Genomic DNA, 23,746 nt, shown 5'->3' with positions numbered 1-23,746 from the left:
TCTCTTAACAAATATCGACAAATTGCTATGTAATAGGTCCTATCTCTACAAAAAGATCCGTTAAAAAAACAATAAGAGCCGTCCGACATAGTCATAAAATGACTGCCCGGACCGGCCCTTATTATTTAAAGTATGAATGACTTAGGTTCATTAGCAGGTGGAAACTTTTGTTGTAACAGCTTCTATTCTACAGCTTTATCAGCTGGTCAACCTTCACCGGCAGGCCGGTTGCGATCGAACGGTTGGCGGCGATGCCGGTCATAATCGACCAGGCACCGTCAATATGGGAAGCTGCCCGGTGGAAACGGTCATCGGCCGGGCGCTCAAAAATATCCCGCAGCATCACCGGATCACCGCCTCCGTGTCCGCCGGCGCCTTCTTCAATCTCCACCTCGTACGGCGCAGCAAACTGCGGATACACCGTAATCTGTTTGTCTTTTACCGCCCCCTCCTGCTCCTTGCCGCCACCGGCATTAACATAGGACTGCTCAATGACCTTTACTTCCATACGTCCCCTAGTGCCGTTAAACACAACATTAAAGCCCTCCCAAGGCAGATATGCATTGAGTGAATAGTTCATAATTGCTTTGTTCTTGTATTTGACCATGACGCCCATCGTGTCCTCAATGCTTATATTGTCGCCGAATACACTCTGGTCACGCAGATATCCGTCCTCATGCTCGGTGTCCAGATACATCCGCTTCAGCTGCTCATTGTCCTTCAAATGCAGAGCAAACGGATCATTCTCTGCCGCAGCACTTCCGTGTACACGCTGATAAAATTCAGTAACACCGCGCTTCTCAGCATTCTCCCGGCCGTAAAAGCGCAGATCGCCCATCGCAAACACCGTGTCCGGCTGCGAGCCCAGCCAGAAATTCATCAGGTCGAAATGATGCGTCGATTTGTGGACCAGCAGCCCTCCGCTGTTGCGCTTATCGCGGTGCCATCTGCGGAAATAATCTGCCCCGTGCTGCGTATTGAGCAGCCATTCGAAGTTAACGGAGAGCACCTCGCCGATCGCCCCATCCATCAGGAGCTCGCGGATTTTGGTGTTATGCGGTGCATAGCGGTAGTTGAAGGTGACCCGCAGCTTCTTCCCGGTGCGCTCTACGGCATCAAGAATCTCCTTACACTTCTCTTCGTCTGTAGTCATCGGCTTCTCGGAGATCACGTCGCAGCCCAGCTCCATCGCCCGGATAATATAGCGGTGATGTGTACGGTCAATGCTGGTGACGATGACTGTATCCGGCTGGGTCTCAGCGATCATAGTGTCAAACTCATGCGCCTTGTAGACCGGAACCGCATGATAGCCGTATTTCTCTTCCAGCAGCGTATTGGCATAGGCCATTCTCGCACCGTTGACATCGCAGAAGCCGACGATCTCCGAGGTTTCAAGATAATGGCGTGTAATCTCTCCATAAAAAAACTCGGCGCGGCCGCCGGTACCAACAAATGCATATTTACGCTTGCCCATTCCAATCACTCCATCGCTTATTGTTTTGAATGCGTTTACTAGGTATATTGTATAGTATAAGATACATCCTTTTCTAAACGATTCTTGCTGAAAACCAGCCAAATTATGCATATATTATCCTAATCGAAAGGAGCAAAAGAGTGTGCAGGAAGAGAAGCAGGAATTCCAGTTTTATGTGGAGCAAATCAAAAGAGCCGGCGCCTTCAGCATGGACACCGACCATTTTCACGATACCTATGAAATTTATTATCTGCTGGCCGGAGAACGAAACTACTATATCAATAACCTGGTCTACGCCCTGCGCCAAGGCGATCTGATCTTCATTAACCGTAATGAGCTTCACCGAACGATGGCCAAAGGCACTGTCCGGCATGAGCGTATCCTGATCAATTTCCGCCAGGAATTTCTTCAGGGGATGCCCGGCGGCATGGAGCTGGCCTTCCCCTTCTTCAGTGAACAATGCCTGCTGCTCCGCCCGGATGTCCATGAACAGGGCAGAATCGAGAATATCCTGTTTGCCATGCTGAAAGAGCAGCAGGAGCAATGTACCCAGCAGCTTCCCTACTTGCAGAGCCTGCTGGTGCAAATGTTAATTCAAATGAATAGAATCCGCGAGAGTGCCCGGGCAGCCATCGCTCCGGCCAATAATGAGAAGCAGCGGAAAGTTTATGACATTATTGAATACCTGCAGGCCCATTATCGCCGGACAGTAACCCTAGAGGAACTGTCAGAACGGTTTTACATCAGCATTCCTTATCTCTGCCGCCTGTTCAAACAGACAACCGGCTTCACCATCGTGGAATATCTGAACACGATCCGTGTCCAGGAAGCGCAGCGGCGGCTACGGGAGAGCAGTGATTCAGTCACGCGGATCGCAGAGGATACCGGGTTTGACAGCATTGCCCACTTCGGCCGAGTCTTCAAGGGCATTGCCAAACGTTCTCCCTTGCAATACCGCAAGCAGAACCGCTGAAAAAGGATCCCCGCTAGGAGATCCTTCTGTAATCATCTTATGAATATCTGCGGGGCAGCCGCCAGTCCAAAACGGACAAAGGCATAAAGGTCCTGGTATACATGTGTGTCCGGCGCTAAATCCTTATCCGTCCAGCCCGGTTTGTCCTTGTAGCTGTCCGGACCCACCTTATACACTTCGCCTTTGATATGGTGATGTGGCCCCAGCAGATTGCGGCAGCTGCCTGTCAGTATCAGCTCTATGTCATTACAGCCGGAGTGAAGATACGGTGCAATATCCGCTTCATACGGCTCCCACAGGAAGGTTCGTACACAGATGCCGTTAATGAGCAGCTTGCTGACGATTGAATCCGGCGGAGCCTGAAATGACCATTTAGCCTCAGAGATAGACTCTGCCGCGATTTCAAGTGACTGGCGCAAATGGATGCTTCCGGCGAAAAACGGAAAGCCCTGCCGCGTGAGATCGCCTGAAGTTACCAGCCCGGGGACTTCTGTCAGGGTAAAAGGTCCTGAAGTCCAGACAGCCCGGCGCTCAGCTTCTTCAAAGTCCGCTGCAGATTCAACTCCGAAGGAACCGAGCACATAGATGCTTTCGATCTCCTGTTCGAAGGTAAGCTTGTTGCCTTCCGCTTCAAACTGTTTGGCCCGTTCCAGCCTTGCATAAAGCTCAGGCGAAGGGCGGAACTCCGTTTTCAATAGAATTGTATTCAAGCCGGATACAGCCCTTCCTTGAATGTCAATCTTGCGCATGGAGATATCCCTCCACCAGCCGCAGTACTCAAGGGATACAGGAATACCGTTCAGGAAGATCCCGTATCCCTCCGGCTGCTCCAGCACCAGATACAGCTCCCGCTGACGCAGCGGATCAAAAGATACCTCAAAATCAAATTCCAGCTCCAGCTCTACGGGCCGTCCATAAGCCAGCAGCTGCTCCTGGATAAAAATTACCGGCTGAGGTGCTGACCACTCCCCGCCCTCTATCCGCAGACGGGCATTATCCAAGGTTATGCTGTTAAGGCCGACACTAGAGACTTCCCACAGAGGACCAAGCTCCGCAACAGTATAAGCCTCCTCCGGTCTAATTTCTTCTCTTTTATCCGCCGGTGCCTGATGTTCATTCACAGCTTCTGCCGTTGAAGCTGCCGGCGAATCAAGCTTGAGCATCAGGGATTGCCCGGGATGCAGCGGCAGGCGCAGGACAACGCTCTTCTGATGCGTTTCCTGCCGAACCGGACCGATCTCTCCGGTTTCCAGATTGATCAGGGAGACTACACCCTGGCTGAACAGTTCAACGTGCAGCTGCGGATAGTGATCCGTCCCTGAATTCACCACGAAATAAAGACGTGAGCCCTCCAGCTCCATAGTCCGCACATTGAGGGTATCCGCAGCAACCCGCCCCCCGTCTATATCCGTGATCCGGATGAATGGCGCGGAGGCTCCCGATACCGCCTCTACCACCGCCCCGCAGCTCCAATCCGGCAGGATTGCATCAGCCATAATGTCCGCGAACCCGTTGTCTTCCTTTCCGCTTATCAGCACAGGATAATTCTCAAAAGCGATCAGCGTGCCGCCCTCCGCAGTGAACTGGGCCAGAAGCTGTACTGTAACTTCATCCAGCGTCAGACACGGCGGAACAATGACCACACGGTATTTCGCTTCACCGACAATAAAGCTTCCGCCGCTGACCCGCCCATGCCCGGCGATGACACTCTCACTGCCGTAATCATGCTCGATCAGGCCTTGGCACAGCCATCTTGTCAGCTGAGCGAAGGACTCATGATAGGGAACAACCGCAGACATGTCCCCGCCGCATTGCAGGGTCCAGGCGGTCCGCACCGGATGGATCAGCAAGACCTCCGCCAGGCTGCCACCTTCGGAGAGCAGCATGGACAGCCTGGCGAAGTAGTCATTGAAGCCCTTATAATCTTCCCACCAGGGCTGCTGATAGAACAGGGACGGCGGATAATCACGCTTGCGCAGTCCTTGCAGTGAATAGCCCTGCAGATGCTGGCACATCAGATTGATGCCATGTACAAACTGCCATTCACCGATTCTTTTCAGATCGGCAAAGCTGACGTTCCACCCGGAGCAGCCAAAGCTCTCGGTAATTGTCCGCTTCTTGCCAAGCTGGCGGGCGACCGAGCTGACCTGCTTCGGCACCAGCGGATCGCTCCCGACGAACCGGCCGAGCCAGTCGCAGCCGGGAATCTGCAGATGCTCATAGAAGGCCATTGGATCGCCGACGGAGGTCACCTGATGCATCAGCTCCTGTTCATCAACGACATGGCCGGTCGCCGACCAGCCTTTGCCGGCGCACCAGTCCCCGATCTGCTTGGCATAAGCGTGTGTAAACATGAAGGTCACCGTCTCCCAGTAATCGTATCTGGCTTTATGGCAGCCTTCTGTTACCAATAACAAAGAAGGAAGCACCTCCTTCACATCATAGCCCTTGCGGGAGATAAACGCCTCCTCCAGCTCGAAGGACCATGGAAGACCGCCGCGTGCGAACTGCGGCTCATCTGTGAACACACCATGAAGCTCTGCTCCATAATCTTCACCGAACTGTTCCCAATAACGCTCGTAGGTGGTGTGAATGAATTCTTTTACTGCCATCCGGCTGAGCGTATCCGTATAGAACGGATTGACCTCATAGCAGATTCTAAGGTCAGCCTCCGCTTCCTTACCTGGAGGCAGCAGCCGGTAGCTCCGGTTACCCGCCTCCAAGACATACCAGCCAATTGTCCGTTCGGGCGTACCCTGAAAGGGAGCCTGTTCACAGACCAGCCGCTTCTGCTGGTAAGCCAGCCCCTTGGCCGGGACCTCTCCGCCCCCGAAACCGCTGGGCCAGCCGTTCTCGTCATAGAACCAGGCGTTCATTCCCAGCTCGCGGCTTTTCTCAATCGAAATTCGGATCGCTTCCATCCATTCCCCGCCCATGTACGGTGTCCGCAGCCCGCCGCGGGCATGCATGAAGAATCCCCCGATGCCCGCTTCGTGCATCTCTTCTATCTGCCGCTCCAGCTCCTCCTTCTCCAGCCTGTCATTCCAGGACCAGAGCGGAACGGAGCGGTATTCGGCAGGCGGGCTGACCAGCTTATTCCATAGCGCAGTCATTTTGCTTCATCTTCCTTTCAGACAAAGGGAGATCAGGTCATCCACATGTGCGGTCGCCAGACATTCGATCGTATCAGCAGAGCCGTAGTAGATTTTGACCTCGCCGTCATCCTCCAGAATCATCCCGCCCGGAAAAATGACATTATTGCGGAAGCCGCCGTCAATCTCATAGCTGGCCTCTGGCGCGAGCAGCGGCTCCCTGCACATCCCGATAATCTTCTTCGGGTTCTCCAGATCCAGCAGCATAATGCCTGCGGTATACCGCTTTTTCCACGAAGGCTCCCAGCCGTGCTTACCGCGCGCCGGATCAATATCTACCGCATGGAAGGTGGTCAACCAGCCACGATCCGTCTTCACCGGGGGCGCCGCCGGTCCCACCTTATCATTGGCAAACGGCACATGCTCCACAGCGAACAGCAAATCGGAGTTGCCCCAATATTTCAAATCCGGGGATTCGGAAATCCAGGTGTCGAAGCGGTCCTTTCCGCCCCGGCTGTACACGGTAAACGGACGTTCCAGGCGGACGTAGTTGCCTCCTATTTTCTCCGGAAACAGCACCATGTTGCGCAGATCAGGCGACGACAGGCTGAGAATTTCAAACTCCTCAAAATCATCGGTCACCGCTATCCCGCCCCGGATGCCATGCTTGGTATCGACCGCAAAGCACATATAGCAGCGATCCCCGATCACCGTCAGGCGCGGGTCGTAGGCGCGGATAATCTCTTCGTCATGCAGCTTGAAGCATTTCTTCGGACTGGCCTCCCAGTGGATGCCGTCATCGCTGAAGGCAATTCCCAGATCAGTCGTATGATGGGGCTCAATGGTCTGTTCAGCAAGGGAGCCGTAGTCGTTGCGGAACACCATCACATATTTGCCGCGAAATTTAGTCACACCCGCGTTAAACACTAGTGCTGTCGGATAAGGAACCATAGACGCATCCAGTACCGGATTGCCGTGATAACGGTGAATCAGCGGACTGGAAGTAAGAATGGCGGGAACCTGAACTGTCATTGTGAAAAACCTCCTGGTTGTTGCTAGTAATATATACACATTCGTATTGTCATTGTTATACGCAGTTTAGTCATGACATAGCCAATGTCAGCAGGAGTCTATCCCTTCAGGGAACCCGCCGTCATCTGCATAAAGGATTTATTGGCAAATACATAAGCTACGAGGATCGGAAGAATCGACAAGCAGGCCCCGGCCATCATATAGTGGGTCTGAGAGGCTGCGGATATGCCGTATTTCAGATTCGCCAGACCCACCGTCAGCGTCTGCAGCTCCGGCTTCGTCATGGTGAATACGAGCGGCAGCAGATATTCATTCCATGCACCGCGGAAGGTGAACAGCGCCCCAACGCCAAGGCCTGGACCGAGCAGCGGCAGGATAATTGTCCAAAAGGTGCGGCCCAGTGAGCTTCCGTCGATCCTTGCGGCTTCGTCCAGCTCCCGCGGGATGCCCTTCATGAAGCTCAGCAGGATAAAGAAAATCGAAGCATGCGCAGAGATCAGAATTAGAATGACACCCCATAATGAGCTGTGCAGATGCAGCTTGACCATCAGATCGAACTGCGGACGCAGCACCACCGCCCCCACAGCGACGAACATGGTGAAGGACTGGATGCCGATATAGATTTTTTTTCCAAAAAAGTCCATCCGGTCTACTACATAAGCAGCCATAGAGGCCACCAGCAGCGTACCGGCTACCGTAGACAGCGAGACGATCAGACTGTTAAGGGTATACGTGGAAAAGTTGGCTTTATCCCAGGCTTCGCCATAGTTGGAAAATTGCCATTTGCCCGGCAGGAAGGTTGCGCCGGAAGTCAGTTCCATGTTTGTTTTGAAGGATCCCAGAATGGTAATCACTACAGGAATCAAGGTAACGAAGGCAAATGCCAGCAAAAAAATCCATAATACGGTCTTACCCGTTATTTCTTTGGTTCTCATATCACATCTCTCCTCAATCGATCCGATTCATCCGTCTGGAGGCATAGAAATAGATCACGGAAATCATCCCCACGATAAGCGCAGAAACGAACGCGACCGCACTGCCATATCCAAACTCCTGCACCTGGGTTGAGGCAGAACTGCCGCCGACAGGAAAGAATAACTTATACAAATACAGGAACATCACTTCCGTTTTGCCGGCAGGACCGCCTTCCGTCAGGACCATAATGCTCTCATACCCTTTCAATGCATTGATGATTGCCAGCATAATGACCATTTGCAGCACAGGTCCCAGCATGGGGAGCGTTATGAAGCGGAACTGCTGTATTTTATTGGCCCCATCCAGAGAGGAGCTCTCGTAAACATCCTCAGGGATATTCTGCAGTCCGGCCAGAAACAGCAGCATATAGTTGCCGACCGCTCCCCATACCGCCACAAGAATCACTGTAAGCATGGCGTGCTTCGGACCCAGCCAGTCGATGCCGGAGGATGACATGTTAAATTTGATCAGGAACTGGTTCAGAATTCCGTTGTATGAATTGAAGATCGTGAAAAAAACCACAGCCATAACGGCAGTACTGATTACTGTCGGCATAAAAAAGACGGCGCGGAGAAGTTGTCTCCCCTTGATCCGGCGGTTCAGAATCGCCGCCAGCAGCAGCGACAGCGGGATGGAGAGCAGCAGCTTGCCTCCGGCATAAACAAAGGTGTTGACGACAGAGTCCCAAAACTGGGTATCGTGCATAATCCGGGTGAAATTATCGAGGCCGGTGAACCGTGCCGCCCCGTAGCCCTTATAATTGTAGAACATATAGCGGAATGCCCAGGCAATCGGGTAAATTCCCAGCACCAGCGTTAGAATTGCGCTCGGCAGTAAATAGCTGTAGGCAAAGGCGGCATTCTTGGTTTTGTTCATGGGTTCTTTAGCGGCTCCTTTCCTGTTGACTGACAATGAATAAGGATGGGGGATGACTCCCCCTCCTTATATTTCTCTTTAAGTGCCTCAGAGAGAATTATTTGGCAAATTTACCGGCAAGCGCCGCAGGATCAAAGCCAGGATCCGGCTCCGCCTTTAATCCGTCATTCTTAATCGCATCATCCAGTGCCGCGTTGTAGCGTTTGTTCAGATCGGCAATAGTGGCATCCAGATCTCCGCCGTTCAGCATGTATTTGAAGAAGGCGTCATCCGATTTCATACCCTCAGGCGCCACTGTCGGATATACAGGCCATACCCCGTCATACTGGTTCGGCAGGAAGCCTTCGATTCCGTTCACTTCCGGAGTTTTGGCAGCGGCGCTAATGGATGGAACCATCGAGATGCCATACCCGTTTTCCTGATAAGAAGTTAGTATCGGATCACTGTACATGTATTCCATGAACTTCCAAGCAGCGTCCTTATGCTTTGACTTGGAGCTCAGTGCCAGCCATTGACCGCCGAGGAAACCGGAAGCTCCTTTGGCTTTGCCGTCAATTGTCGGAGCAGGCGCTGCGGCCCAGTCGATTTTGGCCGGGAATTGGGTGCTGTATACCCCGGGTTCCGAAGAGAAGCTCAGATACATCCCGATTTTGCCTTCAGCAAACTGTGCCCGCAGCGGATCGATGTCCAGCGATTCCACACCCGGCAGCATGCTGCCGTCATCCTTGATCTGCTTGAACGCCTCAATAATCGGCTTAAAGCCGCTGAAGTCGTAACGGGCAGTTTTGAAGTCATAGCCGAAGCCGCCGAAGCCGCTCATCTCAGCAATGACACGGGCCGACCGACCAAGTGCACTGGGCGGGTTTTTGAAGTTCTGGGCGAAACCGTAGGCGCCGTCCGCTTTCCCCGCTTCGGTCAGCTTTTTGGCAGTGTCCACCAGTTCCTGTAAGGTCGTTGGCGGATTGGCAATCCCCGCTTTGGCAAACAGGTCCTTGTTGTAAACCAGGCGCATGGTTGTTCCGTAGTTTGGCAAGCTGTAGCGTTTGCCGTCAAAGGTGTTCAGATTAGCCATCTCCGGAAATTCCGCTTTCATTTCATCTGACAAATATTCGTCGATCGGTGCGAGATATTCTTTTTTATAAAAAGTACCGATGGTATTCTCCTTCACCCGGATCACGTCCGGCGCGTCTGCGGTCTGGAAGGACAGGTCCAGCGCCGTATCGAAATCATCACCCTTCACGACCAGCTCAACCTCAATGCCGTCGGTGTTCGTTTTGTTGAACTCGGCAACCTTCTCCTTCACAAAGTCGGCATCATGGCGGTCACCCGTCCAATAGCTGATTTTCGTCTTTTCACCCGGCACATTTCCCGATCCAGATACCTCCCCGGAATTCTCTGCGTTATTAGAGTTACCGCAAGCAGCCAGGCCGAAGGCCAGCACCGCGCTGAGCGAAGCGAGAAGCAGTTGTTTTTTCATTAGTTAACCCCCTTATATGTTCAAAGCGATGATTGCTTACACCATGATTATAGAGCAGGCCATCCGGCTTCATAATGCGGGTAAACCCACATTAAGGGCAGATTTCTGCTGAACTAATCTCAAACGGGGATGAACTCCCGCACCTGCAGCGGATCGTTCATCCCCGTGGTATTCCTAAGTATATAGATGCTATGACCTACCCAGATAAGAGATTTTGAACTCCGAGGGTGTCATGTCGGTGTATTTCTTGAATACCTCACTGAAATAGCGCCGGTGTTCATAACCAAGCTCCATGGCGATTTCCTGCACCTGAAGCCCTTCAATCAGCATCGTTTTGGCCTTCTCCATCTTCTCATGCATAACGAATTGCTGAAAGGAGATACCCAGCACTTTCTTGAACAGGTTGGAAAAATAGCCCTGGCTGAGGTTGATTTGCTTCGCTACCTGCTCCAGCGTCAGGCTGGTATGCAGATTGGCGCATATATAGGCTTTGGCCTGGTGGATAATCCGGTTGGATTCAAACGAACGCTCCTCTTCAATCCAGCGGCAGCCTTCAGCGCATAAGCCCTCCAGCAGCGAACGGATTTCCTGCAGCGACGGATGCGGCCGGCTCCTGAGCTGGTTCACCTGCTGCTCCAATACCTGCACCTTCCCGGGCGGAAACAGCTCCAGCATTACCCGGCAGATTTTAAACGCCAGCTCATATCCGATGTTCTCTACATACTGTGGGGCGGGCAGCGGATTCAGCTCCAGCAGCTCCCCAAAAATACGGTTCAAGATAAGCCGGGTTTTATCCTGGTTCCCCGAGCGCAGCGCAAACAAAAAATCCTGTTCAGCAGAGAGCGAATAGCTGTTCACGGCCTGCGGCTTATGGACAATGTTGGCATAGCTGTAGACCGCGTTCCCGTCTGTGTAAAAATGATACGCCAGCGCGCTGAGCGCCTGCCCGTAGGAATCCGCCAGCTCATCAATCGCAGAGACATAGAGCCCCATGCCGACCGAAATGGTGCAGCGGGAATAGCGGCTGACATTGGCGCAGCAGGCCTCGGCAATCTGCCCGGCAATCCCGGAATCATCCGTATTCATAATGCAGACATAGCGGTTCGCCGCTTCCCGGAAAATAATCCCCCGGGTCCACTCTGCCACTGACTCCTCCAGTATATTCTGCAGGCTGAACCTGATAAGCTCAATCTCCTGTACCGGCTGGCGGTAGTACTTCTCAGCAAAATGATCAATCTCTGCAATAAACACCACGAAATTGTGCTGCGCAAGCGGGATCCCGAGATACTCCCATCTCGATTTCGCACTGTGCCCCGCAGTCTGATGCTGCATCAGGAAGGTCAGATACTCCTGGCGCAGGACCGGCAGGCTTTCTTTGATTTTGAGCTCCATCGCCTGGATTCTGTCCTGCTCCTCCCGCTCCTGCAGACACAATGCTTTAGCTTTCAGGACTACGTTCACGATCTCATCAAGCGAAAAGGGCTTTTTAACAAAATCCATCGCTCCGAGGCGGATCGCCTGCTGTGCATAAGAGAATTCCGAGTAAGCGCTGAGTATAATAATTTTGCACTCAGGGGCGAACCCCAGAATCGCCCGGGTCATCTCCAGCCCGTCCATGCGCGGCATGCGGATGTCAGTGAGCACGATATCCGGCTTCTCCCTGCGGATCATCTCCAGGCCCTCTTCGCCGTCCAGCGCTGTACCGGCCACCTCAATGCCGTGCTCCTGCCACTGCGGCTTGCGGGCAATCATGTCCACCACACTTTTGATATCATCGATAATGCATAGTTTTATTTTCTTAGCCTGCGGATAATCCATAAGTTTCTTCCTCTCCCCCAAGCGGACTGAGCGGTATCCATAAATCGGTACGGGAGCCCATACCAGCCTCACCGGACAGCTCCATCCGGGCTTCAGCGCCGTAATAGAGCTTCAGCCGATGCCTGATATTGACCAAAGCATAGCCTTTTTTGGAAACCTCCCGCTTGCGCATCCCCTGTTCTACTTTGGCAGCATCCATTCCCCTGCCGTTGTCCTCCACGACAATATGCAGCATGGAATCCTTCAGCACAATCCGCACGCGGATCACGCCGCCTGTCCTGCGGTCGGCAAACCCGTGTTGAATGCTGTTCTCGACAATCGGCTGCAGCAGTATTTTCGGTATGGGAACAGACAGCAGCTCCTCCTCTTCGATCAGCACCTGATACTCGAACAGATCCTCATAGCATTTTTGCTGGATAGCACAGTACTGCTGCACATGCGACAGCTCATCCTCCAGTGGAATCAGATCCTTGCCGCCGCTGAGCCCCAGCTGGAACATCTGCGACAAAGACAGAATCATCTCATTGACATCATCATTTTCACCCATAACAGATTTGCAGTAGATCGTATTCAGCGTGTTATAGAGAAAATGGGGCTCCATCTGCGCAGTCAGCGCCCGGATCTCTGCCTGACGTTTGCCCTCTTCATTCTTGCGCACATCCTCGATCAGAGTTTTGATCTCCGCCATCATCCGGTTAAACTGGAAGCCGACCTGGGCAATCTCATCCTGATATTTACTCTCAAAAGATACGCTAAGCTGATTCTCCTCCACCCTGCGCATCAGCCTGCTCAGCTTAAACAACGGTCTCAGGAGCGCGGCCGTAAGCTTATTCGAGAAAAACCAGGTGGTCAGCAGAAATATCAGGATTACGATGATAATTGTCCGCTGGATTCCTTTGAGCTGCCCCAGAAGCTGATCCTTGGACTGCACTCCGGCCAGCGTCCAGTCCGGAGCCACAGCCGACTGCTTGTAATTCATTAAATATTCCTCGCCATCAGAGGTGTAAAAGAAATTGCCTTCACTACCCTTGGAGCGGTCCTGCAGAAACTTCGGATCCTTCACCGGGTCCTGCTGCGGGTTCCAGCTGCTCTGTACAACCTCTTCCCCTTCTTTATTAATCAGCAGGTATTGCCGCTCATTTTTGGCGGTATTCTGACCAAGCAATGAGGCGATCCTGTTCTCTCTAAGGTTTACTACAATGAACACATTGGTAATGGGTGTATAATCATATATCCCCCGTACAACAAAAGAAACTACCCGCTGATTGCCTGTAAACAGCCGGTCGTAATGGCCTTTAGCCCAGTAACCGCCAGGGTTTCTTTTACTGTTGTCATACAATTCCGAACCGTAAAATGAATTGTCCTGCGCACGGACCTGTGTCGTTGAATAAAAATCGCCAATCGGCGTGGCAATGAGAACGTTCTCAATCATCGGCTCATTAAAGGTAGTCTGGGAAAGAACATATTGCAGCTCCGACAGGCGCACATAGTAATTGGTCACATCATGAGCCTGCACATCCAGCATCATCTGCCTGTAGGCATCACTCAGCATCAGCGACTGAACGGACATTGCCACATCATTCAGCCGGTAATCCAGCAGCTGCATCGTCTTGTCCACCGTTTCCCTGCTGGCTGCAAAGGCATTATTTTGGATCTCTTTACCGGCAATCCGGTAGGTCAGGATACCCATCGCACTAATTGACAGCGTTATCAACAATATAAAAGACAGCAGCACCCGCTGTTTGATAGACACCCGGTAAAAAATATCGCTAAGCTTCCCCCAGACCTGCGTGCTCCATTTCCTTAGGGTACTCATGGATGCCCCCCTCCTAGCTGCAGCTGAAATGAACCAGCTGCTTCATATGCCCGTCAGATAACCAGGCTGTACTTCCTGTACCATACGACTGATCCCGGGATGGTGTCAACAGGCCAGCGAAACATGCCGAATGAATTAAACTGCTGGACACAAATAAGCAGCCCTCCTAAACCGGAGGGCTGCTGCACCAAATGCCAACAGTGCCTTAATCGTTCAGAATACCGCTTTTCTCTACCACACTCAGCCACTGCTTAGCAATCAGATCGTGTCCGGCTGTTGTCGGATGTACACCGTCCCACAGCCAGTAGGCGTTATCCGCCCGCTGTGCGGCAGCCTCAAACACTTCCTGAAGCGGAACAAACACCGTATTAAACTCCTCTGCCAGCTTACGCACAATCTGCTGGTAACGGGTTATCTGTTCATGCCATTGCGGCCAGTCCTCCGCCGGTGCGCCTGTATTCAGGATGAACGGTTCCATCAGCACGAGCTTCGTCTGCGGCAGCACCCCGCGCGTCTCCTCCAGCACATGGCGGTAAGCGCGTTCATAACGGTCTGTGATCCCGCCCGGCTCGCCCTTCAGAGCTCTCCAGATATCATTGACCCCGATCAGAATGCTGAGCACATCCGGCTGCAGATAGATGGCGTCCTCGTTCCAGCGCGCATAAAGATCTGAGATCCGGTCTCCACTGATTCCGCGGTTGTAGAATACCGGCTTCTGTTCTGCCAGCTCACTGCCCAGCTTGGACGCGATAAGATAAGCGTAGCCGTGTCCATGAACATGGTTGGGGTCCTCATCACGCCCGCGGTTGCCGTCGGTAATGGAATCTCCCTGAAACAGAATGATCTTGTTCGGTTTGGACCATGAAATTGACATCAATGTTCACCCTTTAACTATAATTTAGTAAGTTTCACCATTTGCACACATTCCCGGCTTGTCACCGCGGATTCTTCCTATTATAACAAGTCTGCCTCCCGAAAAACTATGAAGTTGTGATAGTATTAACTTGAATGTTTCGAAACACCAATCATACGCTAGAAAAGAAGGGAATGAAATAAAGTGAAGTATAGACGACTTGGTAATACTGGCCTGAAGGTCAGCGAGATCGGCCTGGGCAGCTGGCTGACTTACGGAACGGCGGCAGAGCAGCAGGCAGCCGATGCTTGTGTGGCCAAAGCTTTTGAATGCGGTATCAATTTCTTTGACACTGCCAACGCATACAACCGCGGAGAAGGGGAAAAAGCGATCGGAGCCGCGCTCCGTCCGTATAAGCGCTCGGATTACGTGCTGAGCACCAAAGTGTTTTTTCCTATGGGGGACGGTGTGAACGACCGCGGCCTGTCACGCAAGCACATCATGGAGCAATGCGAAGCCAGCCTGCGGCGTCTCGGCACCGATTACATCGACATCTATTTCTGCCACCGTTTTGATCATGAGACTCCGCTGGAAGAAACGCTGCGCGCACTGGATGACCTTACGGCCCAGGGGAAAATTCTCTACTCCGCTGTCAGCGAGTGGAGCGCAGCGCAGATCGTTAGCGCCAGCGGTATCAGCAGCAGGCTGAATCTGCGTCCGCTGGCGGCGAATCAGCCGATCTATAACATGTTCGAGCGCTACATCGAACAAGAAGTGCTTGAAGTGTCCAAGCAGGCCGGACTTGGACAGGTAGTCTTCTCTCCGCTGGCGCAGGGTATCCTGACCGGCAAATACAAGCCGGGCCAGCAGGCTCCGGCAGGGACCCGCGGTGCCGACGACTCGGTCAATGGCGTCATCCGCAGCTACCTGCGCGACGATGTGCTGGGCGTTGTTGCCCAGCTGGATGAAGTCGCAGAAGGCCTCGGCGTGAAGCTGTCACAGCTGGCCCTGGCCTGGATTCTCCGCCAGCCCGGTGTCAGCTCGGCGCTGATCGGAGCGAGCAAGCCCGGCCAGGTGGAAGAAAATGCCCGGGCTGTGGAAATCGTGCTCCAGCCGGAAACGCTGGAGACCATCGACCGCCTCCTCGGACAAGTGGCAGACTTTGCTCCGGCGAGATAAAATGCGTGGCTGGATGTAAGTAATCCCCTCACTTGTGAGGCTACCGGATAAGCAGGTTTTCTGCCTGCACATATTGGCAACACAACAGGGAGTCCCGGGTCATTCGGGACTCCCTGTTGTATGTAGGTTCATTTGCAGCCGGGTTCACCCGCCGGGTGTACGGGAGGCTGGCGATTCGGTGCGAAATCAAAGGGACTTTTACCTTTGATTTTTGCACCAACGGGCGTTTCGGTGAAATCAACGGGATTTTTACCTTTGTTTCTTGCGCCAACGGGTGTTTCGGCGAAATCAACGGGATTTTTACCTTTGATTTTTGCGCCAACGGGCGTTTCGGCGAAATCAAAGGGATTTTTACCTTTGATTCCTGCGCCTGCGGGCGTTTTGGCGAAATCAAAGGGATTTTTACCTTTGATTCTTGCACCAACGGGCGTTTCGGTGAAATCAACGGGATTTTTACCTTTGTTTCTTGCGCCAACGGGCGATTCGGGCAAATCAAAGGGATTTTTACTTTTGATTCTTGCACCAACGGGCGTTTCGGCGAAATCAAAGGGATTTTTACCTTTGATTCTTTAGCCTACTATTCTCCTCACGAAATCAGCTTGGATTTCTCGGCCTGCTCCGCGGATTTGCGGATAAACGGTGCCAGGGGTTTCTGCAGGGTAAGCGCCAGCAGCAGGGCCAGCAGGCCGAAGAGGATCAGCAGCAGCGCATCGCGGATTGCCACCTCCGGCACGATGCCGCCCACAGCTTCCCGCAGCAGGCTGATGGCATATGTGAAAGGCATGAACGGATTCAGCGCCTGAAAGAAGTGCCCGGTCGTGCTGACCGGGAACGTTCCCCCGGAGCTGGAGAATTGCAGCACCATAAACACAATAGCTATCCCCTTGCCGATGTTGCCGAATACAGACACCAGCGTGAATACGATAGTCACGAACACGATGCTGATCAGCACCGCGAAGAGAACGAACCACACTTTATCCGCGACATAACAATTCAAGATAAAAATATTCCCCAGCACCGCCACCAGCGCCTGAAGAATGCCTACGGTCAGAAAGGTCAGCAGACGGCCGAAATACAGCTGATAGCCCCGGTATTCCTTCCCCCCGGTATCCACTCCGGTACGCAGTAGCGAGATCAGCAGGGTTCCTCCCACCCAAAGAGAAAGCACAACATAAAAAGGTGTCATCGCCGAGCCGTAGTTCGGAATCGGATACAGTTTATTTTCCGTGAGTACCACCGGATTGGCCAAAAAATCACTTTTGCTCTTAATGTCCCCGCCAAGCAGCTGCCCGATTTCCTCCAGATTCACTTCTTCCTTGATCTGACGCAGGGTATCCGCCGCTTTGCGGACCGCTGCCTCCAGCGTGGGCAGATCCTCCCGCACCAGCGCTGCGGCACGCTCAACCCCCTTGCCGGCACGCGGCAGGCCGGTGTTGATCAGATCCGCAGCCGTGCGGAACTTCTCCTCCGCCGCTGGCAGATCCTTGCGGGCAAATTCGGCTGCCTCATGCACCGCATTGCCTGCGGCAGGAAGCCCGCTCTGGATCCGCGGCAGCACATCGGTAACGAAAGTATCGAACGTTTCCATGTTGTCCGTAATCCCGGTTGCCGCCGCATGCACCTCTCGCCGGATGGCCGGCAGGTTCTGCTGGAGCGCAGCCAGGCCGTTTTGCCCGGACTGGATGACATGCCCCGCTTCGGCCAGCATCGTGTCCAGCGCGGCAAGGCGCTGCGGAGCCTGCTGCAGCGCAGTGGCGGCCGTGCTGGCAGCCGTGGTCAGCCGCTGCAGCTGGTCCGTCACGGCGGGCAATGTCTCCGCGCTGAAGCGCGTGATCAGCCCGCCCGCCATGCTCTTGCCCTGCCCGGCGGCAAGGCTGAACTGCGACAGCCCGGCGCTATCCGGCCGGGCGCCGCCTTGCAGCGCGGCCGCCAGCCCGCCGGCCTGCGAAGCGGCGGCGGCATACTGCACGCGGGCTTCACTCAGCGCGCGGAGCTCGCTGGCGCCCACGGTCCCGGGCGCCAGCGTGTTCACGGCGCCGAGCAGCGTTGCGGTGTGCGCAAGCGCTTCGCTGCCGGTAGCCAGCCGTGCTGAAGCCAGCTCCAGCTGGCTTGCGCGCTGCTGCCCGGCGCCGGTCTGCAGCTGCGCGGCAAGCTGTGCTGCCGCGTCTCCGGTCTGCTGCAGCAGATAGAGATTCTGCTGCACTGCCCCCGGCACGGCCGCAAAAGCCGTGCTGCTGCGCTCCAGGAACTGCTCCAGTTCCTGGCCGAAGCTGCTTCCGGCGGCAGCCAGCCGGTCCGCCTGCGGCAGTGCCTCCGCCGCCGCATTCACAACCGAACCGGCTTCCGTGAGTCTTACGGAAGCCCGGTCCAGCACAGCCTCCACCTGGCCGAAGTGGCTGTCCAGCTCCGTTACTAGCCTTGCGGCGCGTTCTAGCTCCGGCAGCTTGCTCTCCAGGTTCTGCAGGCGGGTGGCGGCTTCACTGATCTGCCCCCAATGCGCGTCAAGCGTCTCCGCCGCCGCACCGGCCTGCTCTACAGCCGGCAGCTTGTCCTGCAGAGATACAATCCGCCCGGCAGACGAAGCAATCTCCGGCCAGTTCTGCTGGAGCTTCAGCACCAGCTTGCCCGCCTTGTCAATCTCCGGCAGGCTGGCCTCCAGCTTGAACAAGCCCTGCTCTACTCTGCGGATAACCGGCAGCTCGGACTGGAATTCCTGATCGATCGCGCTTAAGGCGGTGAGCACTGTACTGCTGATCGTCTCCGTGAACTTCTCACTGATCTGTGCAGTGACCGCTGATGCCCCTTTACCGGTGATCTTTGGCGCGATTGCATTTATTTTCTCATTGACGGTATATTCCACTTCCGGCTTTACCAGCTTCCCTTCCAGAATTCCCGCCATCCGCCGTGAGAAGTCGGCAGGAATGATTATGCTGGCATAATAATCTCCGCGCTTGACTCCGGCCACTGCAGCTGCGGAATCCGTGAAGGTCCAGCCCAGCGAGCGATTGTTCTGCAGGCTGGCCAGCACCTCTTCGCCGATGTTGAAGCTCTTGCCCTGAACCTCCGCCCCTTCATCCAGGCTGGATACGGCGATCCGGATTCCGGAGGTATTGCTGTAAGGGTCCCATACCGCAGCGACATTCACCCAATCATAGACAGAAGGCAGCACGACAAGGGCGAATATCAACAGTACCGCCACAGGAACCTTGAATAAATTCCGCCAGTCGTTCATATAAATCCGCCATATGTTTGCCATCTGCCAGTCACCTCCGAGCTGTTATTTGGATATTTTAATATGCCCTGGGAGTTTTCTTTTTACAAACCGGGCTGTACGCAAAATTATTTGCAACATTTCCGGCGAATTAACGTTAATAAGGGTACATCCCCCGTTTGAGAAATATGGCGGAGGGTAAAGAAAGAGTATCAGCGAAATTCCGTGTCAAATCATGCCAAGGGGGAAAACGAAAGATGTTTACTAAAAAATCCATGTATTTACTGCCTGTGCTGGTTCTGCTGTTCCTTTCCCTCGTCACTACGGCAAGTACAGCAGGAACTCGTGCAGAAGCACAGGGCGGAGCAAAGATCGAACACCTTACCGTGTACATTCATGCGCTTCAGCCGGCTGCTGACGGCAAGCTAACGCTAACAGCCGATCCTATTGAATGGTATGAAGGTGTCGATGCCGACCGCGTCTTTGCCGAGCGGGAGCCGGAAGCCGCTGCAGAAATCGGCGGGGCGCTGGATGATTACTATATCGTGAATGACAGCACTCAGCTGACCACATATCAGGTAGCGGATAACGCCGCAGTAACCATGCAAATCTACGACCATACCGGCAAGATTGAGGATCTCGACATTAGCTGGAACGAAAGCATTAGCTTACAGAAGTTTGCTGCAGAGTTCGCCAAAACCGATGTGTTTGACCTCAGCCAGTCGCCTTACCACCTGACAATGGAGAACGGCGAAATCACTTCAATTGTGCAGCAATACACTCCATAAATTTAACCTTGCTAATCATTGAACAGGGGCTACCCCGTAGTAGTTTCATCTACTACGGGGTAGCCCCTTAATCATTTTTGTAAGAAACTACGCCAAAGGTTTGGACAGAAGCGTTTTTATTTTATTAGGTTTATGAACGGACATGCCGCGCAACCCTTCTTCACCAATTTCCAAGGAGTAAGCGGCTTTACTTCAAATACTCTTTAATTAATAATAGGAGTAACTAGAAGTGTATTAACGTCAGAAAAAAAGGGGACATGCATATGGTTGCTTTTGAGCTGATCGTAGATATGCCTGTCGACTTTGAGATCACAGGCAAATTCGTGGCCCCGTCTTCCGATTGGATTCACTTGAGCCGGATTCTGCAAGATTATGAGCTGATCGTTATGACCGAGGGTGTGCTTTACCTGGCGGGTGACACAACATATTTTACCGTCTCTAAGGGGGAGTACCTGCTGCTTCCTCCATATACTAAGCAATATGGATATCAATCTTCGAACTGCAGCTTTTACTGGCTCCATTTCAATTCCCCGGACGGAATCAAAATCACCGATGTCACCGGGCACACGCTGAACAGGGAAGACAACAAGCTGCTGCTGCCGCAGTATGGAAGCCTAAAAAGCCTGGAGAAGATCATCGTCATGATGAAGCAGCTGCAGGATTCAGTGAAAGGCTATAATCAGAAAACACTGAACAATTATATGGCGACAGTCATTCTGTGCGAGCTGTATAACCAGGTGTTCCAGAACGAACATAATCCGGTCAAGAAAACGAAGCAGGAGCAGCTGTACAACGATATTGTGGACTATATCAAATGGAGCCGGAGCGAGCATATCAAGGTATCGCAGATCGCTGCTTATTTCGGATATAACGAGAAGTATCTATCCCATCTGTTCACCACGATCTCCGGGATCTCGCTCAAGCAGTACATTCTCCAGCAGAAGATGGAGCTGGCAAAGTTCCTGCTGTCCGACACCAACCAGAATATCAGCGAGGTATCGCTGCAGCTTGGCTATAAGGACTGCCATAATTTCATGAAATCGTTTAAGAAAATTGTCGGCCTGACACCCACCGACTTCCGCAACGCTTACGCCAAGCGGCTGCTGTTCTATGAGTAAGGAGCAGACTGCTGCAACAAAAAAATGTCCCGGCCGCCTCTTCAAGGGTAGCCGGGACATTATTAATTTTTTACCGCTTCATGATCTGTTTAATATAAGCGTTTAACGAGCGGCCGCTTCAGATCCCACTCACGGATGCATTCATCGGTGTCATGCTCATCATTATCAATCAATGGCGTCACCGCATACGCGTGCATCTCTTCAGTCACATGGGGACGCAGAATCGGATCGAGGGCATCCAGATCGTTCGTATTCTCGTCGAGCCATCGGGCCATGTTCTCCCGGGACAGAATCGCAGGCATCCGGCTCTCAAATTCCCCAATGAGCGGGTTGGCATCCGTCATGACCAGGGTACAAGTGCGGAGCGGTTCCCCTCGCGTATCCCGCCAAATTTCGTACAGACCGGCCACCCCGAACATGCTGCCGTTCTTCATGATCACCCGCACCGGATATTCCTTCTTTCCTTCTTTTTTCCAATAGTAAAACCCGTTGCACGGAATCACGCACCGCTGCTTGTCCACCATTTTGCGGTAGCTCGAATTCTGATGCACATTCCTGAGGTCCGCATTGATTGCGTCTTTCCCCCAGTAAGGAATGAATCCCCAGCGAAATTCATCAAGTATCCGCACCCCGTTCTGCTGTAGCACGACTGGCGTATGCTGCGTGGGACTAATGTTATAACGGTTTTTATAGTAGTACATCACACGATCAATCTGAAAATGCTCCTGAACCTCCGGCAGCTCCGCAGCCATAGAAAAACGTTGACACATGAAGCATCAGCCTCCCCTTTTCACCTAGTGTTTGTATGGGGAGGGAAATTATTCATGAATAACGATGGCGGCTGCAAAAATCATTTTCATCCAAATTTAATAGCTTCCATTATGCTCTCGTAAATATCGTTGGACCCGGAACCTTTGTAGACCATAAACAGCTTTTCGTCCAAGGCAGACAGGGAAGGCCTGTGGTCGGACGCCGGAGATATATCCGATATATCTGAAAGTTTTACGTCCCCCATCCACCCACTGCCGTCAAAGACGGCTTGATAAGTGTCGCTGGAATTGGCTCCTTTGTAGACCAAGTACAGGTTATCGCTGAAAGCCGTCAAGGCTGGACTGCTGTCCGATTGTGGAGAAATATCAGAGATGGAGGAAATACTCACATTCCCAGTCCACTCGCTACCATCGAAAATAGCTTGGCACAGGTCATTAGAATGCGCCCCCTTATAAACCATGTACAGTTTATCACCGAATACCGCCAAAGCTGGTGTACAGGTGGATTCTGGAGTAATTCTTGAAATCGAAGAAATTTTTACATTACCGGCCCACTGATTACCGTCAAAAACAGCTTGGCATAGATCGTTAGAATGTGCTCCTTTAAAAACCATATACAGCTTGTCTCTGAAAGTGACTAAGGCCGGGCTAACATTCGAATTCGGGGAGATGCCCGAGATCGAGGAGATTTTGACATTTCCGGTCCACTGGCTACCATCGAAAACAGCTTGGCATAGATCGTTAGAATGTGCTCCTTTGAAAACCATATACAGTTTATCTCCGAATACCGCTAAGGCAGGGCTTAGACCTGACTCCGGAGAAATGCCTGAGATTGAGGAAATTTTGACATTTCCGGTCCACTGGCTACCGTTGAATACGGCTTGGCAAAGGTCGTTGGAATGCGCTCCCTTAAACACCATGTGCATTTGAGTGTTGTAAGATGCTAAGGCTGGTGACAAATTGGACTCCGGGGAAATCCCTGAAACAGCGGATATACGCTCGTTTCCATACCACTTGTAGTACTTGTTCAGGCTGAGATTGATAGCAAAATGGACGATGTCTGTCGTTTCGTAATAATCCAGGTAAATAAACGAGATCGGATTGTTTCCCTGAAAAGAAGCTAAAAAATGGTTTACCATTAATTTTTCGATATCCGAGTCGACTTTCCAACTCAGCTTTTTCAAAGTCTTCCAGTCCAGCGTAGCGTTATAGATTGCAAGACCAGCGGCAACGCCCTCCAAGGCCGTTCCCACTGAGAATGTGATCGGGTTTAGTAGTAAACCGGCAGCAAGTTTGGCAATGGCGGATGCAAGACTGGAAATGATAATGTGAGTGACGTCCGATTCATTTGGAGTCAATGTCATATAGAGCGCGAACGGCTTGTCACGGTTAGCATTTTGGAAGTTGGAGTACTGTTCGTTTAACATATAATCTAATTTATTGGTATCGGTGTAATACCCGTAAAGCGTATTATTATTTTTATTGTTATCAGGAGGACTGTAGGTTTTAGGCCAGAACACAGGATCTTCCGATTTATCGTTCACCAGGATGACCCTCGATTTTGCGCTACCGGATTGATTAATAATTTCGGTGTAGGTATTATCGAACGGATCGTTCATGATCCGGTTCGAAAGATCGTTCTTTCTTGTATAGGCGTAGTCTCCTAATGTCTGCTTGACCAAGTTCGAAAAATCAGTGTACTGCTTATCCTCAAAGCATTTGAAATGTCCCATTGTCACGAAGACAATCTCTCCAGATGTAGATTTTAAAAAAGTCAAGATATCATTCAGGATGTCGGTTATTCTGGTGCCCATAAGCCCATGATAGGTATAAAATTGTTTATCGCCGGCGTTGTAATATACTCTCAGATCCAAACTTCGGATCCCGTCAGACAATTGCTGTCCAATGCTGCGGGTAGTAGCGGTGGACACCCCTTTGATCGCCGGAACGATAGCATCCTGTACCCAGGCGAAGGGGTTTATGATTTTCCCGATTCCCGGTATTTTATCCATATCTTTTGCGATTTTCTGGACAATGTCGAGTGCTTTTTTCAGTTCGGGGTTCGGATCAGGGGTTAATGTATGACTCAAATTATAGGTACCGGAATCATGCGATGCAGGCAGACAAATATTTCGCAGTTTACGATTATGAATTCCCGTCGTTACATACATCCAATTCTTGTAATCCAATATCATCCCTCCATTTATTAAATATTTATTTCTTATTGACTTTTCATAGACAATTCCAATATTAACCCATTATATTGTCTTTGAAGTTAAAATTTTAAATGAATA

General features: G+C 52.2%; 18 protein-coding genes. 5 read left to right on the top strand and 13 right to left on the bottom strand.

Translation table 11 applies throughout. The features are described 5' to 3' along the window. Positions 1–187: 187 nt before the first annotated feature. Positions 188–1,474, bottom strand: a complete 1,287-nt coding sequence (locus tag QU597_RS08170) for a Gfo/Idh/MocA family protein (RefSeq protein ID WP_310832187.1) — start codon at positions 1,472–1,474, stop codon at positions 188–190. Between the two features lie 142 nt (positions 1,475–1,616). On the opposite strand from QU597_RS08170, the gene QU597_RS08165 reads away from it, so the two are divergent. Further along, the gene (locus tag QU597_RS08165) at positions 1,617–2,447 is read left to right on the top strand and encodes a helix-turn-helix domain-containing protein (RefSeq protein ID WP_310832186.1); all 831 of its coding nucleotides are present in this window, start codon (positions 1,617–1,619) and stop codon (positions 2,445–2,447) included. Between the two features lie 32 nt (positions 2,448–2,479). On the opposite strand, the gene QU597_RS08160 is transcribed toward QU597_RS08165, so the two are convergent. The 9 genes from QU597_RS08160 to QU597_RS08120 all read right to left on the bottom strand — a co-directional run bounded on the left by QU597_RS08160 (position 2,480) and on the right by QU597_RS08120 (position 14,407). Next, positions 2,480–5,560, bottom strand: a complete 3,081-nt coding sequence (locus QU597_RS08160; protein ID WP_310832185.1) for a glycosyl hydrolase — start codon at positions 5,558–5,560, stop codon at positions 2,480–2,482. A gap of 6 nt (positions 5,561–5,566) precedes the next feature. Continuing rightward, positions 5,567–6,571, bottom strand: coding sequence for a glycoside hydrolase family 130 protein (locus tag QU597_RS08155; RefSeq protein ID WP_310832184.1), 1,005 nt, complete (start codon positions 6,569–6,571; stop codon positions 5,567–5,569). A gap of 98 nt (positions 6,572–6,669) precedes the next feature. Next, complete coding sequence (locus QU597_RS08150; protein ID WP_310832183.1) at positions 6,670–7,506, bottom strand: carbohydrate ABC transporter permease; 837 nt, start codon at positions 7,504–7,506, stop codon at positions 6,670–6,672. 13 nt (positions 7,507–7,519) lie between these two features. After that, positions 7,520–8,422 carry a carbohydrate ABC transporter permease gene (locus tag QU597_RS08145; protein WP_310832182.1) on the bottom strand — a complete coding sequence of 301 codons (903 nt, stop codon included), beginning with the start codon at positions 8,420–8,422 and terminating at the stop codon, positions 7,520–7,522. Between the two features lie 97 nt (positions 8,423–8,519). Then, positions 8,520–9,899, bottom strand: a complete 1,380-nt coding sequence (locus QU597_RS08140; RefSeq protein WP_310832181.1) for an ABC transporter substrate-binding protein — start codon at positions 9,897–9,899, stop codon at positions 8,520–8,522. Between the two features lie 189 nt (positions 9,900–10,088). Then, entirely contained in the window at positions 10,089–11,717 is a 1,629-nt protein-coding gene (locus QU597_RS08135) for a response regulator (protein ID WP_310832180.1), read from the bottom strand. Further along, positions 11,698–13,533: a sensor histidine kinase gene (locus tag QU597_RS08130; RefSeq protein ID WP_310832179.1), complete on the bottom strand. Its 1,836-nt coding sequence runs from the start codon at positions 13,531–13,533 to the stop codon at positions 11,698–11,700. The genes QU597_RS08135 and QU597_RS08130 overlap by 20 nt, the downstream gene beginning before the upstream one ends. A gap of 13 nt (positions 13,534–13,546) precedes the next feature. Beyond that, the gene (locus tag QU597_RS08125) at positions 13,547–13,684 is read right to left on the bottom strand and encodes a hypothetical protein (protein WP_310832178.1); all 138 of its coding nucleotides are present in this window, start codon (positions 13,682–13,684) and stop codon (positions 13,547–13,549) included. A gap of 54 nt (positions 13,685–13,738) precedes the next feature. Next, positions 13,739–14,407 carry an SGNH/GDSL hydrolase family protein gene (locus QU597_RS08120; RefSeq protein ID WP_310832177.1) on the bottom strand — a complete coding sequence of 223 codons (669 nt, stop codon included), beginning with the start codon at positions 14,405–14,407 and terminating at the stop codon, positions 13,739–13,741. 183 nt (positions 14,408–14,590) lie between these two features. On the opposite strand from QU597_RS08120, the gene QU597_RS08115 reads away from it, so the two are divergent. Together QU597_RS08115 and QU597_RS08110 are read left to right on the top strand one after the other, a co-directional pair. Next, entirely contained in the window at positions 14,591–15,565 is a 975-nt protein-coding gene (locus QU597_RS08115) for an aldo/keto reductase family protein (RefSeq protein WP_310832176.1), read from the top strand. Positions 15,566–15,769: 204 nt separating this feature from the next. Continuing rightward, on the top strand, positions 15,770–16,138 hold the full coding sequence (locus QU597_RS08110; protein WP_310832175.1) for a hypothetical protein: 369 nt from the start codon (positions 15,770–15,772) through the stop codon (positions 16,136–16,138). A gap of 13 nt (positions 16,139–16,151) precedes the next feature. Here QU597_RS08110 and QU597_RS08105 read toward each other — a convergent pair whose 3' ends face one another. Next, positions 16,152–18,821 carry a YhgE/Pip family protein gene (locus tag QU597_RS08105; protein ID WP_310832174.1) on the bottom strand — a complete coding sequence of 890 codons (2,670 nt, stop codon included), beginning with the start codon at positions 18,819–18,821 and terminating at the stop codon, positions 16,152–16,154. Positions 18,822–19,033: 212 nt separating this feature from the next. Here QU597_RS08105 and QU597_RS08100 point away from each other — a divergent pair, with 212 nt between their 5' ends. Then, positions 19,034–19,564, top strand: a complete 531-nt coding sequence (locus QU597_RS08100; RefSeq protein ID WP_310832173.1) for a hypothetical protein — start codon at positions 19,034–19,036, stop codon at positions 19,562–19,564. 263 nt (positions 19,565–19,827) lie between these two features. Beyond that, positions 19,828–20,682: an AraC family transcriptional regulator gene (locus tag QU597_RS08095; RefSeq protein ID WP_310832172.1), complete on the top strand. Its 855-nt coding sequence runs from the start codon at positions 19,828–19,830 to the stop codon at positions 20,680–20,682. Positions 20,683–20,771: 89 nt separating this feature from the next. Here QU597_RS08095 and QU597_RS08090 read toward each other — a convergent pair whose 3' ends face one another. Next, complete coding sequence (locus tag QU597_RS08090; RefSeq protein WP_310832171.1) at positions 20,772–21,452, bottom strand: SOS response-associated peptidase; 681 nt, start codon at positions 21,450–21,452, stop codon at positions 20,772–20,774. Between the two features lie 86 nt (positions 21,453–21,538). After that, complete coding sequence (locus QU597_RS08085; RefSeq protein ID WP_310832170.1) at positions 21,539–23,641, bottom strand: phosphatidylinositol-specific phospholipase C domain-containing protein; 2,103 nt, start codon at positions 23,639–23,641, stop codon at positions 21,539–21,541. Positions 23,642–23,746: the final 105 nt, after the last annotated feature.

The organism is Paenibacillus pedocola (assembly GCF_031599675.1).
GTDB lineage: Bacteria > Bacillota > Bacilli > Paenibacillales > Paenibacillaceae > Paenibacillus_AQ > Paenibacillus_AQ pedocola.
The sequence above is the reverse complement of the archived record's forward strand: the minus strand, read 5'-3'. Positions and strand labels throughout refer to the sequence as shown.